11 protein-coding genes and 1 pseudogene are annotated in these 12,337 nt (G+C 70.5%); 5 read left to right on the top strand and 7 right to left on the bottom strand.

The window, feature by feature from the left end; genetic code table 11:
- Window positions 1-5 precede the first annotated feature (5 nt).
- Complete coding sequence (locus tag AB0435_RS10470) at window positions 6-1,100, top strand: serine hydrolase domain-containing protein (protein ID WP_366004404.1); 1,095 nt, start codon at window positions 6-8, stop codon at window positions 1,098-1,100.
- Window positions 1,100-1,876, top strand: a complete 777-nt coding sequence (locus AB0435_RS10465) for a MerR family transcriptional regulator (RefSeq protein WP_366426677.1) — start codon at window positions 1,100-1,102, stop codon at window positions 1,874-1,876. The genes AB0435_RS10470 and AB0435_RS10465 overlap by 1 nt, the downstream gene beginning before the upstream one ends.
- A 56-nt stretch (window positions 1,877-1,932) precedes the next feature.
- On the opposite strand, the gene AB0435_RS10460 is transcribed toward AB0435_RS10465, so the two are convergent.
- The 3 genes from AB0435_RS10460 to AB0435_RS10450 form a co-directional block, all read right to left on the bottom strand.
- Window positions 1,933-2,490 carry a hypothetical protein gene (locus AB0435_RS10460; protein ID WP_366426676.1) on the bottom strand — a complete coding sequence of 186 codons (558 nt, stop codon included), beginning with the start codon at window positions 2,488-2,490 and terminating at the stop codon, window positions 1,933-1,935.
- Between the two features lie 65 nt (window positions 2,491-2,555).
- Entirely contained in the window at window positions 2,556-3,704 is a 1,149-nt protein-coding gene (locus AB0435_RS10455; protein ID WP_366426675.1) for a catalase family protein, read from the bottom strand.
- Window positions 3,701-5,086, bottom strand: a complete 1,386-nt coding sequence (locus AB0435_RS10450) for a Dyp-type peroxidase (protein WP_366426674.1) — start codon at window positions 5,084-5,086, stop codon at window positions 3,701-3,703. Before AB0435_RS10450 ends, AB0435_RS10455 begins: the two co-directional genes overlap by 4 nt.
- A 75-nt stretch (window positions 5,087-5,161) precedes the next feature.
- Between AB0435_RS10450 and AB0435_RS10445 the strand changes: the two are divergent.
- Window positions 5,162-5,641, top strand: a pseudogene (locus AB0435_RS10445) (hypothetical protein); the annotation flags it as partial.
- 492 nt (window positions 5,642-6,133) lie between these two features.
- On the opposite strand, the gene AB0435_RS10440 reads toward AB0435_RS10445, so the two are convergent.
- From AB0435_RS10440 to AB0435_RS10430, 3 genes are all read right to left on the bottom strand, one after another.
- On the bottom strand, window positions 6,134-6,991 hold the full coding sequence (locus AB0435_RS10440; protein ID WP_366004410.1) for a geranyl diphosphate 2-C-methyltransferase: 858 nt from the start codon (window positions 6,989-6,991) through the stop codon (window positions 6,134-6,136).
- 68 nt (window positions 6,992-7,059) lie between these two features.
- Window positions 7,060-8,262, bottom strand: coding sequence for a family 2 encapsulin nanocompartment cargo protein terpene cyclase (locus AB0435_RS10435; RefSeq protein ID WP_366426673.1), 1,203 nt, complete (start codon window positions 8,260-8,262; stop codon window positions 7,060-7,062).
- Window positions 8,263-8,293: 31 nt separating this feature from the next.
- Entirely contained in the window at window positions 8,294-9,712 is a 1,419-nt protein-coding gene (locus AB0435_RS10430; protein WP_366426672.1) for a family 2B encapsulin nanocompartment shell protein, read from the bottom strand.
- Window positions 9,713-10,183: 471 nt separating this feature from the next.
- On the opposite strand from AB0435_RS10430, the gene AB0435_RS10425 reads away from it, so the two are divergent.
- The gene (locus AB0435_RS10425; protein ID WP_366426671.1) at window positions 10,184-10,732 is read left to right on the top strand and encodes an FABP family protein; all 549 of its coding nucleotides are present in this window, start codon (window positions 10,184-10,186) and stop codon (window positions 10,730-10,732) included.
- A gap of 232 nt (window positions 10,733-10,964) precedes the next feature.
- The gene (locus AB0435_RS10420; protein ID WP_366426670.1) at window positions 10,965-11,624 is read left to right on the top strand and encodes a zinc ribbon domain-containing protein; all 660 of its coding nucleotides are present in this window, start codon (window positions 10,965-10,967) and stop codon (window positions 11,622-11,624) included.
- 121 nt (window positions 11,625-11,745) lie between these two features.
- On the opposite strand, the gene AB0435_RS10415 is transcribed toward AB0435_RS10420, so the two are convergent.
- Window positions 11,746-11,979: a cold shock domain-containing protein gene (locus AB0435_RS10415; protein ID WP_366004415.1), complete on the bottom strand. Its 234-nt coding sequence runs from the start codon at window positions 11,977-11,979 to the stop codon at window positions 11,746-11,748.
- Between the last annotated feature and the right edge of the window lie 358 nt (window positions 11,980-12,337).

The following is a 12,337-nucleotide window of genomic DNA, read 5'->3' as shown; positions in this document are numbered from 1 at the left end:
CCACCATGTGCACCACTGTTTCCGGCCGGACACAGGACCGCCCGGAGCTGCGGAAGGCGATCGAGGAACTGGTCGAGTCCGGCTTCCTCGGGGTCCAGCTCCGGGTGAACGACGACCAGGGCGAGTGGGTCGGCAGCGCCGGCGTGCGCGAGCTGGGCCGGAGTGACAAGCCGCTGACCGACGGGCACTTCCGTATCGGCAGCACCACCAAGAACTTCATCGCCACCTCGGTGCTCATGCTTGTGGCCGAGGGAAGGATCGGCCTGGACACCCCGGCCGGTGACTACCTGCCCGAGTTCGGTCTCGACCCGCGGATCACTGTGCGGATGCTGCTCCAGCACACCAGCGGGATCTTCAACCACACCGGCGAGCTCTACGAGGACGGGACGATCGTGCTGGGGGTCCCCTGGCAGGGCAAGGAGTGGGTGGACAACCGGTTCAAGACCTACCTGCCCGAAGAGCTGGTGCGGCTGTCGTCGTCCAGGCCGGCGCGGTTCGCGCCGGGCACGGGCTGGAGCTACGCGAACACCAACTACGTGCTGGCCCGGCTGGTGGTCGAGAAGGTCACCGGCCGTTCGTTCGCCGAGGAGTTGCAGCGGCTGATCCTGGGACCCCTGGGAATGACCGGCACCGTGGCCCCGGGCACCTCACCGGAGATCCCCGAACCGCACAACCACGGCTACTACCGCTACGAGGACGCCGGGCAGGAGCGGACGGTCGACGTCACCCGCCAGAACCCGTCCTGGGTCGGCGCCGGTGGTGACATGATCTCGACCACCCGGGACCTGCACACGTACTTCTCCGCACTGATGGGCGGCAAGCTCCTGCCTGCCGAGCTGCTGGCCGAGATGCGCACGCCGGAGGCGACCGTCGGCTACGGCCTGGGGGTGTTCGCGCAGGAAACGGAGTGCGGCACGGTCTTCCACCACAACGGCGCCACCATGGGCTCGGCGGCGCTGATGTACAGCACGGCCGACGGCAGCAAGACCCTGACCGCCGGGCTGACCTGGGTGGACGACGCCGACCTGTCGATAGCGCCGGCATTCCTGACCGCCCAACAGCGTTTCGTCCACGAGGTGTTCTGCGGCAAGCTGTGCTGATGAGGAACGGGATCACGATCGGGCAGGCGGCGGCCTTCGTCGGCGTCACGGTGAAGACGGTGCGGCACTACCACAAGCTCGGCCTGGTCGAGGAGCCGGAACGCGACAGCTCCGGCTATAGGCGGTACGGATCCGGCGAGCTGCTGCGGCTGGTGCAGGTACGGACGTTGGCCGCCGCGGGCGTGCCGCTGGCCGGGACCGGCCCCATGCTCGACGCCGACGCCGCGCGGTTCGGCGCCGGGCTCGCCGACGTCGAGCGGCAGCTCACCGAACGTATCGACGAGCTGGTCGCCCGCCGCGACACGCTGCGCCGGCTCGCCGACGGCGACCGGGCCCTGCTGCCCGACCGCGCCTGCGCGGTCCTGGACCGGATGCCCGGCCTCGGCTTCGGCCCCGACTACGTGGCCGCGCAACGGGAGGCCCTGGTGCTGGCCCGGGCGCTGGTGCCGGAGGGCTTCGACGGCTTCCTGACCCAGCTCGAACACCGGCTGGACGACCCCGAGTACGTCGACCTGACCAAGCGCGGCTGGGAGGCTGAGTCCTGGGAACCGGACGACCCGCGGATCGAGGAACTCGCGACCGCCATGGCCGACCACTACCTCGCCAACCCCGCGGTGCAGGGGGATCCCGCCGGCCTGCGGGCCTGGGCGAAGGCGTCGGCCCAGTACAAGCTGATCAACACCCACCGCCAGGACCAGGCACCGGTCGCGGCCCGGCTGACCGCGCTCACCGAGGCCAGGCTCCGTGCTGCGGGCGTACCCATGCCGCACCGATGACGGAATCCTCAGCACCTGGCCGAGGGCTGTTTCGAAACACTGGCGGCGGGGGGCGGTCAGTCCTGCGCGGCGTCCAGCAGGTTGTCGAACGCGGCGGCCACCGCGAGGCTCTTGGCGATGTTCTTGGGGCTGGCCTCCGGGTTGAGGCCGCCGTACCAGACGTTCGCTTGCACCTGGTACTTCGCGATGTACGGGATCGCGTCGTCGGAGGCCAGGCCGGGGTAGCCGACCGCGACGTCGGTGAACATGTAGTCGATCCAGGGGGTGGCGAAGCGGATGACGTCGATGACGTAGGGCTTGAACTCGTCGCTGTAGGTCGCGCAGAAGAGCACGTGCCGGCCGTCGTTGACGAGTGCGACACGCAGGTCGTGGACCGTCCCGAGGCGGCTCTCCCAGTAGGGCGCCTCGATGCAGGCCTTCTCGGCGCGCTCCAGGAAGACGGCAGGGCCGGTGGGCTGGATGACCGGTGCGAGCAGGGTGAACTCGGACCGGTTCACCGCTCGCAGGCCGACACCGTCGGTCTGGGTGCGGGGGCTCTGGAAGTTCTTGGCGATCTCCTCGACCGGTACGTCCGGGGAGATGGGTTGGTAGGTCGACGGGTCGAAGTCGTACATCGGGGTTCTCTTTCGACAGGGTGCGACGGGGTTCGGCGGGATTCCACAGGATTCGACAGGAGACGTCAGGACGGGTCGGGAAGCACGTCGGCTGCCGTGGCCGGTTCGGCGCGGTGCTGGCCGTTCAGCTCGTGACGCAGCACGGACGAGCGCCGGTACACCTCTTTGCGGACGGTCTGGATCGGGCCGATCGGTACGTGCTCCGGCGGGCAGCGCCAGGGCGTGAACGAGAGGGCGTCGGCGGCGGCGAGGTTGTCCTCGCCGCCGATGTCCTGGCGGGGGAAGCGCAGTCTGGCGACCGTCACGAACGGGGACTCGTGTTCCTCCCATTCGACGGTGAGGTCGTCGACGGGCATGGACTCCAGGGACGCGCACAGCTGCACCTGGAAGTCGAACTCGTGGTCGGACCGGGAGAGTTCGTCGACCAGGGCGGGCCGGAAGACCTCGTCCCGGCTCATCGGGTCGAGGTCGCGGGCCTGTACGCCGGCCGCGGACCTCTCCGTCGGGCGGATGCGCAGTTTGGCGATGTAGTCGCCGTGGCGCACCGCGCCCATGGAGAAGAACGAGCTGAGGAGGAGGTTCTGCCAGCGTGCCTGCGCGCCCAGCCGCAGCATCGCGCCGAGCTCGTCCCAGGCCCACTCCTCCGGTGGCAGTGTGCCGTACCCGGTCACCCAGTCGTAGTACATCCGGTGGTTGCCCCGGCGGCCGTCGAGCCGGTACTTCGGCAGGTCGATGAAGAGTTTCGAGAGGAAGGTGTAGTGGGCCGCGGTGTTGCAGAAGAAGACGGGCCCGTTGATCATGTTGAAGTCCATGGTGTGGCTCGCGGTCTCGTCCGGCAGGGTGGTGGTGGAGTCCACCCCGAAGACCTTGGTGGCCATGCCCACGATGTTGCCGAGCATCCGGTCGGCGCCCAGGTGGGACAGCCCGTTGGAGTAGCGGACCAGCGCGTCGTGCGTCCCGGGCCTGCCGTAGAGGCCCTGGGCGTACTCCGGCGGGACGCCGTCGAGGATCTCGAAGGTGCCGCGCACCAGTCCGTACGCCTTCGCGTGGGCGAAGCGGACCGCGCGGTTCTCGCCCTCGCCCTCCATCGAGCCTTTCTCGAAGTTCTCGACGACGTCGATGGCCTGTTGCAGGTGACGGTCGAAGTCCGGTTCCGGCGGCACGGCATCGGGTGAGTACCGCACGGGGGTGAAGTGCGTCTTGGGCGGTGTCACCTGTCGTCCTCCGGTCTCGATGAGGGGCGCGTGGCGGATGGGTCGTCAGCCGGGTCGGGCAGCGTGGTGAGCCACTTGAGCGCGGTGAGGCCGGGCAGGAAGCAGTACTCGCCACCGCGCACGGTCACGAACCGGGGCAGCCCGGTGAGCCTGCGGCGGACCGGCCGGGCCGGGACGGTGTGCACGCCGGTGCCGTCGTTGTTGCCGACCAGCGGGTCCCGCTCGGTGCCGAGGCCTGCGAAGTCGCCGTCGTTGAGCCACACTTGTTGCACGAACTCGTACTGCCGGGACAGGCTGGCGCCCATGAAGACGAAGATGATCCCGCGCTCCGCGCCGTCGTCTTCGAGGATCCCGTCGGGCAGCAGCGGGCCGTACGCGGCGCCGCGCCGCAGCACGCGGTGGATGCCGGTCGCGACCACGCTGTCCGTGAGGCCGTCCCTCGGGTTGGCGCGCCGGATGTGAGCGCCACGCGGCACGCACAAGCCGCGTGGGTCGTCGTGGTAGCGGAAGTCGTTGTTGCGCATCGGGTCGGCGCCCAGCTCCGGATCGTCGTGGTCCGGCGCCAGCGCGAGCGGCGCGCCGCTGCGCCAGCGACCGACGATCTTGGCCGCGAGCAGTTCCTCGTCCTCGGCCGAGCGGGCGTTGTCGTGCAGGTACCGGCGGAACCCGGCGACGTCGGCGTGCAGCTGCCGGAAGGCCAGATAGCAGCCGTTGCGGCCGAGCACGTCCGGGGCCGGACCCTTCGGTGGCGTTCCGGATTCGTCCGGGTGGCCGAAGAGGAACTCGCCGGGCTGGACGGCGTCCTGACCGGGCAACGGCTGATCGGCGCTGCCGGTCAGGTACGGGCTGGAGATGCCGTCCCGGAATCCGAAGTGCTCGCGCCCGGTGACCGGGACGCCGACGTCGAGCCGGTAGACCAGCTTCACCCCGGCCAGCCGCCCGGCCGTGTCCACCGGCTCGCGCAGCCCCTCGAGGGTACCCGCGATGATCATCACGCCGATGTGTACGTCAGGGCCGCCGAGCGGGGGGATCCAGCCGCTGGGGTCATTGGCACCGAGGTCGCCGAGTACTTCCTTGCGGGCGGCCATGCCGACCCGGAACTCCTCGGAGAAGGAGGCGAGCGAGTCCTGCGGCACGCCCAGCCGGGCCAGTCCCCGGTAGCTGAAGGCGATGTTGAGGGTGAACGGGCGGGGCCGCTCCCAGTCCTCCGCGCTGGTGATCTTCGGCAGGACGTCGCTCAGCGACCGCTTCGTCGCGGCCGGGTCCTCGATCCGGTACAGGAGGTAGACACCGTGGTAATCGTCCGGGCGGCGGCGCAGCACGGTGCCCTGGATGTCGTCCAGCTCCAGGGCCGGCGCCGCGCCCTGACTGAGTCCGCTCACCCCTGCGGGTCGAACTGCCGGGTGGTTTCGAACATCGGGGAACCTCCTCGATATTCCTGCAAATGTGGACATATTATGCGCCGCGGGTGCCGGCATCGACGAGAATCCACTCGCCGTGTCGCGATGGCGGGACCCGTGCGCTTCATCGCCACTCGGATGGCCCGGCCGGTGCGTCGCGGCACGCCTGAAGGCTGGGGCTGTTCGGGGGACGGGCGGCGCGCGGTGCGTGCCGCCGCGGGATGTGGCGGGCGCGGTGTGCACGGTGGTGTGTATGAAAGAACGGGCCGGTGGGCTGGGGGAGAGGCTGCTGCGGGAGCGCGACCGGCCGCGGTGGGTGCGCGAGTCGGCGTACTCGTGGCAGTTGGTGGTACTGACCGTCTGCGTCGGCGCTTTTTCCAGGCGGCCGGCCAGGCGGTCGGCCTGGCCGTCGGCCTGGCCGTCGGGCCGACACTGGGCGGCGTCCTGGTGGCCACGGTGGGCTGGCGCTGGGTGTTCTGGATCAATGTGCCGGTCGGCATCGCCGCCGTGGCCATGGGCCGCCTCTTGCTGCCGCCCACGGGGCGACGGTCCACTGACATCCGTGTGGACCTGCCCGGCATGACCTGGCTGGCATCAGGGGCGGCGGCACTGCTGGGCGGGGTGTCCGTGTTCTCCGGCCTGCCCGTGCCCGGCTGGGCGGGCGCCGCACTGGTCGTCGCCTCGTCGGTGCTGTGGTGGGGATTCGTACGGCGTGAGCGCCGCGCCCCCGCACCGCTGGTATCGGTAGGGCTGATGCGCGACCGACGGATCTCCTGGGGGCTGCTCGGCGCGCTCGCCGGATACCTGGTGCTGTTCGGGCCGCTGGTGCTGGTACCGCCGGCGCTCGTCAGGCACCCCGGTGCGGACGAGATGAGGGTGGGTCTGCTGCTCAGCCCGCTGGCGGTCGGGTTCGCGCTCGCGGCCAACACACAGGAGGCGGTGCTGCCGTCGCGGCGGCGGGCGGGCGCCCCGGTCCCTTCACGGACCCGGGGCGCCCAGGCGCCCACGCCTCGGCCTGACCGTGGTGGTTCAGATGCGGTCGGCGGCGATGAGGAGGTAGTGGAAGCTGCCTTCGCGGTACGCGGTCAGGAACGGGTCCTCCACGCCGGTGGCGAGGGAGGACCGGGCGCGCAGCTCCCAGTACGGGATCGTGGCGGCCGTGAGGTCGACGACGTTGATGGGCACGAGGCCGTTCGCGGCCATGGCCTTGAAGTAGGCGCTGCGGGGGTGGATGTTGCATGTGTAGTGCTCGTCGATGCGGCTGACCGCCTTGGAGCGCAGGCCCGTGACGTCGTTGGAGCAGCCGGTGATGGTGACGTAGCGGCCGCCGTACGCCAGCTGGCGGGCGTGCTCGGCGAAGAGCTCGTGGAGGTCCACGTACATGGTGGACTCGTTGTTCCAGATGCCCTGGAAGTCCCCGGTGGGGAAGCCGGTGTCCAGCATGTTGCGGAAGTGGTAGCGGACCTTGTCGTCCACGCCGCGCTTGTGGGCCTGGCCGTTGGCGAAGTCGACCTGGGACTGGGAGATGGAGATGCCGTCGACCTGGCAGCCGAAGCGGGCGTTGGCCATGATGCTGGTGCCGCCGCGGCCGCAGCCGGCGTCCAGCAGGCGCTGATCGGGCGCGATCGGGCCCAAGTGGTCGAGGAGGACGTCGGCCTGGGCCGACTCCAGGCGGTGGAGCTCCTCGATGATGCGTGCGTCCCGGGTCTCCTCCGGGCCCTCCAGGACGGACGGGTCGTAGTCGCCCAGCCCGTAGTGGTGGTGGTAGAGGCCGTCGACGTCGCCCAGGCGCAGGTTCACCGGGTCCTTCTCGTTGTTCCAGTACTCCGCGACGGACTTCTGGTAAGCGGTGCGAAGGACGCCGGCGGGGGCGGGCGTGGTCGTCATGGGTGCTCCTTACGACATGCGTGATGCATGGGGGGATGTGTGTGGTGACAGGGGAGAAGGGCGCAGGTCTACGCGCCGGCGTAGCGAGGGCTGCCGCTGTGCCATTCGCGGTTGCCGCCGAGCCAGGCCCACACCCCCGCGAGGAACCGGCGCAGCTGGGGCGATCCGGTGAGGGCGAGGACCGCGGCCTCCGCCTCGTAGGCGCGCACCAGCTCGTCGTGGATCTCCGCGCTCCGCTCGATCGCCTCGCGCGGCGAGCACCGCTCCTCCTCGGCGATCACGATGGGCAGGTTGAACTCCACGCCCGAGGAGTCGTGTTCCTTCGTCATCGAGTAGAGGTCGTTGACGAGCGTGCTGGCCGTGGCGGCCATCGTCACGGCACGGCGCACGCGCGGGTCGGCGTACTCGGTGGCGGGCAGCGCGTAACCGCCCACCACGTCGGTCAGCGCGATGCAGGGGAGGAAGCTGTTGATCTGACGGTGGGCCAGGTATTCGTGGACGCTGGGCATGTGCCCCCGGGACCGCCAGGAGCCCTCCTGGCCGTAGCCGACGAAGAGGACCGCGACCTCGTGCCGCAGCCGGGCCACTTGGGACGGCTCCGCGTACCGGCCCAGGTGATCGAGGCCCGAGCGCAGGGCGACGCGTACGGGGTCGCCGCGCATGTCCCTTTCCCACGCCGGCACGTACCGGGCCGGGAGATGGGCCGGGTCGAGGGCCGCGTAGGCGAGCCCGAGCTGTGAACCGAGGAGTTCGGTCCTGGAGCCCATGGTCTCGTCGTCGCAGTAGTAGTCGTCCGTGGCCCATTCCGCCAGCGCGCACTTCCCCGCCGCCAGCAAGCGGTCCGGGTCGTCGGTGTCGGGGTGGGCCAGCATCATCAGGCGCCCGAAGTCGGCCGCGCGGACGCGGTCGAGCCGCCCGGCGTAGATACCGACCTCGTCGGCCCACTCGATCAGCCGGCCGTTGACCGCCTGGCCGAGTGCCGGGTCGTCGCGGAGCGCGGGCGGGCAGTACAGCTCCGGGACGCCGGTACCGCGCTCGTGCGAGGCGCCCGGGGTGCCGTCGGCCGGCTTCCGGGGCGTGATGCGGGCGGCCGAGGTGCCCAGCCCCGTCGGCCCGGTGGGCACGGTGGCGCCCGTCGGGCGCGGGGCGGTGCTGGGCAGCGCCTTCGGCGCGGAACGGCGGACGCCCTGGTGGTGGGTGAGCAGCGCGGCCGCGAGCCGCGCCGCGTCATGGCGGGCCGTGGGCGCGGTGATCCGGGACAGCAGTGACACAGGAGGCTCTTCTCTCCGTTCCGGGGGCCCGTCAGGACGGGGTGTGGAAGACCTCGACGTTCTCGAGGACGCCGAGCGCGTCGGGGACGAGAACGGCCGCCGAGTAGTAGGTGCTCACCAGATAGGAGATGAGGGCCTGGTCGTTGATGCCCATGAACCGGACGTTCAGACCCGGCTCGTACTCGTCGGAGATCCCGGTCTGCCGCAGGCCGATCACACCTTGCTCGTCCTCGCCCAGACGCATGGCGAGGATGGCGGAGGTGCCCTCCTCCGAGACGGGGATCTTGCCGCAGGGGAGGATCGGCACGCCGCGCCAGGCGGGGACCGCGTGGCCGCCCACGTCGGCGCTGTCGAAGGACAGGCCCCGCTTGTTGCACTCGCGGGCGAAGGCGGAGACGGCCCGGGGGTGGGCGAAGAACGCCTTGGTACCCCGCCGCATGCTCAGCAGCTCATCCATGTCGTCGGGGGTCGGCGGGCCGGAGTGGGTGGAGATGCGCTGGCTGTAGTCGGCGTTGTGCAGCAGACCGAACTCGGGGTTGTTGACCAGCTCGGACTCCTGGCGCTCGCGCAGCGCCTCGATGGTCAGCCGCAGCTGCTGCTCGACCTGGTCCATCGGGTCGTTGTAGAGGTCGGCGACCCGGCTGTGCACCCGGAGGACCGTCTGGGCCACACTCAGTTCGTACTCGCGGGGGGCGAGTTCGTAGTCGACGAAGGTGCCCGGGATCACCGGCTCGCCGGTGTGGCCGGAGGCGAGGGCGATACTCGCCTCGCCCTTCTTGTTCTGCGGGCGCGCCTTCTCGGCCTGGCGCTCGCGGACGTGGGCCCGCAGCCGCTCGTTGCGGCTCACCACTTCCTGGTACGCGGCCCGGGGCAGGGCCAGCACCGTGCACGCCGTCAGCGCGCGCGCCGTGAACTCCCACTCGCCAGGCTCCTCGGCCACCGCCTGCGCGCCGAAGAACGCGCCGTCGGCCAGCACGCCGCGCCGGATCTCCTCGCCGTACTTCCCGGTGCCGGCCTTCTCCACCTTGCCGCGCGCGATCAGGTAGACGTGGTCGACGGCCCCGCCCTGCTCGGCGATCACCCGGCCCGGCTCGTACTCCTGCTGCCGGCAGCGCTCGGCCAGCGCCCGCAGCGCCTCGTCGTCGTGGAACCCGCGCAGCAGCGGCAGTTCCCCGAGCTCCGCGGGGATGACGCGGACCGCGGCCCCGTCCTGGACGAAGGTGATCCGGCCGTCGCCGACCTCGTACGCGAGGCGCCGGTTGACCCGGTACGCTCCGCCCTTCACTTCCCGCCAGGGCAGCATGCGCAGCAGCCAGCGCGAGCTGATGCCCTGCATCTGCGGGACGCTCTTGGTGGTCGTCGCCAGGTTCCGCGCAGCGGCGATCCCCAGGCTGAGCTGTGCCATTCCGGCCTGCTGTTCAGGCTGCTGCCGGTGCGCTGCGGTCGACATCCCGGGACCTTCCATCTGGGCGGTTGCGTCAAGAGGGAGCCCCTGAAGTCACCTGATCAGGCGACGTGGAGCTCCCGCCGCGCAAGTGAAGCAGCGCCTGTTGATGTTGGTCGAAACGGCCGGGGAAGCATCGATGCATCTGAGCCACTGGGCGGATAGGGATCGCGTGGTCCGCTCAGGGTTCCTGGGGTGGCCAATGGTGGTGATTGCGTCAGCTATACAGTGGTAAACCCCATTTTGATCAAGTCAGGACAGGGGTACTCGCGACGGGTCCCGCGCAGCAGATCCCGTGGCCGAGGTGGCTGATAATGGTCTGTCGGGGCGAAGCGGCCACCCGTAGATGTCGCTGGAAACCGCCGGGACGACGACTCTCCGTGCACCTTGCCGGCCCGCCACGTGCAGGGATCCGCGGCAGCGGGAGGCGCGCCTAGGCTGGCACCCGGTACCGGCCTCGACCCAGGAGCGCACATCATGTTCGACCCCGGACAGACGTATCCGTATCCCGACGCCCTGCGGCCGGACGAAGCACCCGCGCCGCACCCGCTGCTCGCGCCGCTGACCGGATTCCTGGGCACCTGGACCGGCCGGGGCCGCGGCGAGTACCCGACGCTCGCCGAGGAGTTCTCGTACGCGCAGGAGGTCACCTTCAGCCACGACGGGCGTCCCTTCCTCCACTACGAGGCGCGCGCCTGGCTGGTCGACGCGGACGGCACCCCGCTGCGGCCGTCGGCCCGGGAGAGCGGCTGGTGGCGGGTGCAGCCCGACGGACGGGTGGAGGCATTGATCACTCAGCCCACCGGCATCGCGGAGATCTCGGTCGGCCGCGCCGGTGACGGCGTGGTCGACCTCACCACCCATGAGGTGGCCCTCGCGCCCACCGCCAAACAGGTCGACGCCACCCGCCGCCGCTACACCCTGACCGACGAGGACACCCTCGACTTCGTCCACGACCTCGCGGCGGTCGGGCAGCCGCTGCAACATCACCTTTCGGCGCGGCTTCGACGCGGGGGCGGACGGTAGGCCGCACTTCCGGGTCGCGGGCGGGGCGGCCGGCCTCGCGAACCGGGCGGGCGCCCTGATCCGCGCGACATGGCTACGGGCCGCCTGGCTTCGCTCCGGCATGCGGGCTTTGCCCCGTATGAAGTATCAAGTCGGCGTCTCCGCACCGGATTTCGGCTGAACAGAACCGTCCGCACGCCACCGCGCGTCGTCCGGCTGGAGAGTGGCGGTCCGAGCCCGGAGGAGCGAGACGGTGAGCACGGAGATCTACTTCGCCAGCAACTACCGCGATCTGTGCGAGCAGTACGGAACTGCGGCCGGCTTCCAGTTCGAGTTCTCCTGCTGGCGCTGCCACGACACGTGGCGCTCGCCCTTCGAGCCGTACCGGGGCGGGCGGCTGGCGAGCTGGCTCGGCCGGGCCATCGGCATGGCGTCGGGCGCGCTCGGCCGGGTCGGCGGTGGGGTGTCCACCGCCGCCGACGGGCTGGCCGGCTCCGGGTGGGGCAGCGCGCGCGACGCCTCCTTCCAGCGGGCCATCGGCAAGGCCACGTCCCACTTCAACCGCTGTGGGCGCTGCAGTGTCTACGTGTGCCGTCGCTGCTGGAACCAGGAACAGGGCCTCTGCCACAACTGCGCCCCCGACACCGCGGGCGAGATGATGGCGGCCCAGCAGCGCGGCCTCAACGACATGGTGACCCAGCACGCGTACGACCAGGGCCAGAAACAGGGACAGGGCTTCGACGCGCGCACTCCCCGGCAGCTGGTCTGTCCGCAGTGCCGTACGGAGGCGCAGGGCGGACGCTTCTGCCCGGGCTGCGGCTTTCTGCTGGCCCAGCAGACCTCGTGCAAGGGGTGTCAGACCCCGCTGCCGGAGGGGGCGGCGTTCTGCCCGGGCTGCGGGCAGCGGCGGTAGCGGCCGGGGAGTGCCAGGGCGTCGCGTCGGGCCCCTGGCCGAACCCCGGTGGGAGCCGGTACGCGCGGTGCGGGGTGAACGGGCAGGTCCGTTCACCCCCGGATGTTGCCGGACGCGCGGGTTACTCGTGGTGGGCGGCTCCGGGAGAATGCCTGACGATGGTCAGGTGTTCCGCATGCCAGCCGTTTTCGTCTTCTATAGGCACGTAACTCACCCGCAGGCCCTCGACGACGAAGGTTGCGTCCTCGATGGCCCGGCTGTCCACCCTCACCTCACGGCCGTCGTCCCCGTCTATGTACCCGAACCCCCGGGCCTGGTTGTACCACCGGACCACGCCGCTGACCCTGTCGGCCATGTCTTTCTCTCCCAACCCTGCTTTTCGCGCAGACTGTTGACTGTCGCACGAGTCATTCCCGCACGACGCGGTGTGCACCCTGGGCGAATGCATCAACTCAGCTACAGTCGCAGGTGCTCAGCAGTCGCGCCTCGGCTTTCGCGTACAAGCCGCGGGGCGCGGGTGAGCCGGGGGGAAGCCCGCCGGACCTGACGCTGTCACCTGGGTGATGACTGCCCGTCAGGCGTTGTGCCGGGATGCCGTGAGAGTCCCGCGAAGCGTCTACTTGCCGGTGCCCTGGTGGAGCCATGGCGAGGAGGTGGCCCAGAAGATGATATCCGCTCCCAAGTAGTCGTTGGCGAAGTCGACGAAATCCTGC

This window comes from Streptomyces sp. NPDC051173, assembly GCF_040689515.1.
Classification (GTDB): Bacteria; Actinomycetota; Actinomycetes; order Streptomycetales; family Streptomycetaceae; genus Streptomyces.
The sequence above is the reverse complement of the archived record's forward strand: the minus strand, read 5'-3'. Positions and strand labels throughout refer to the sequence as shown.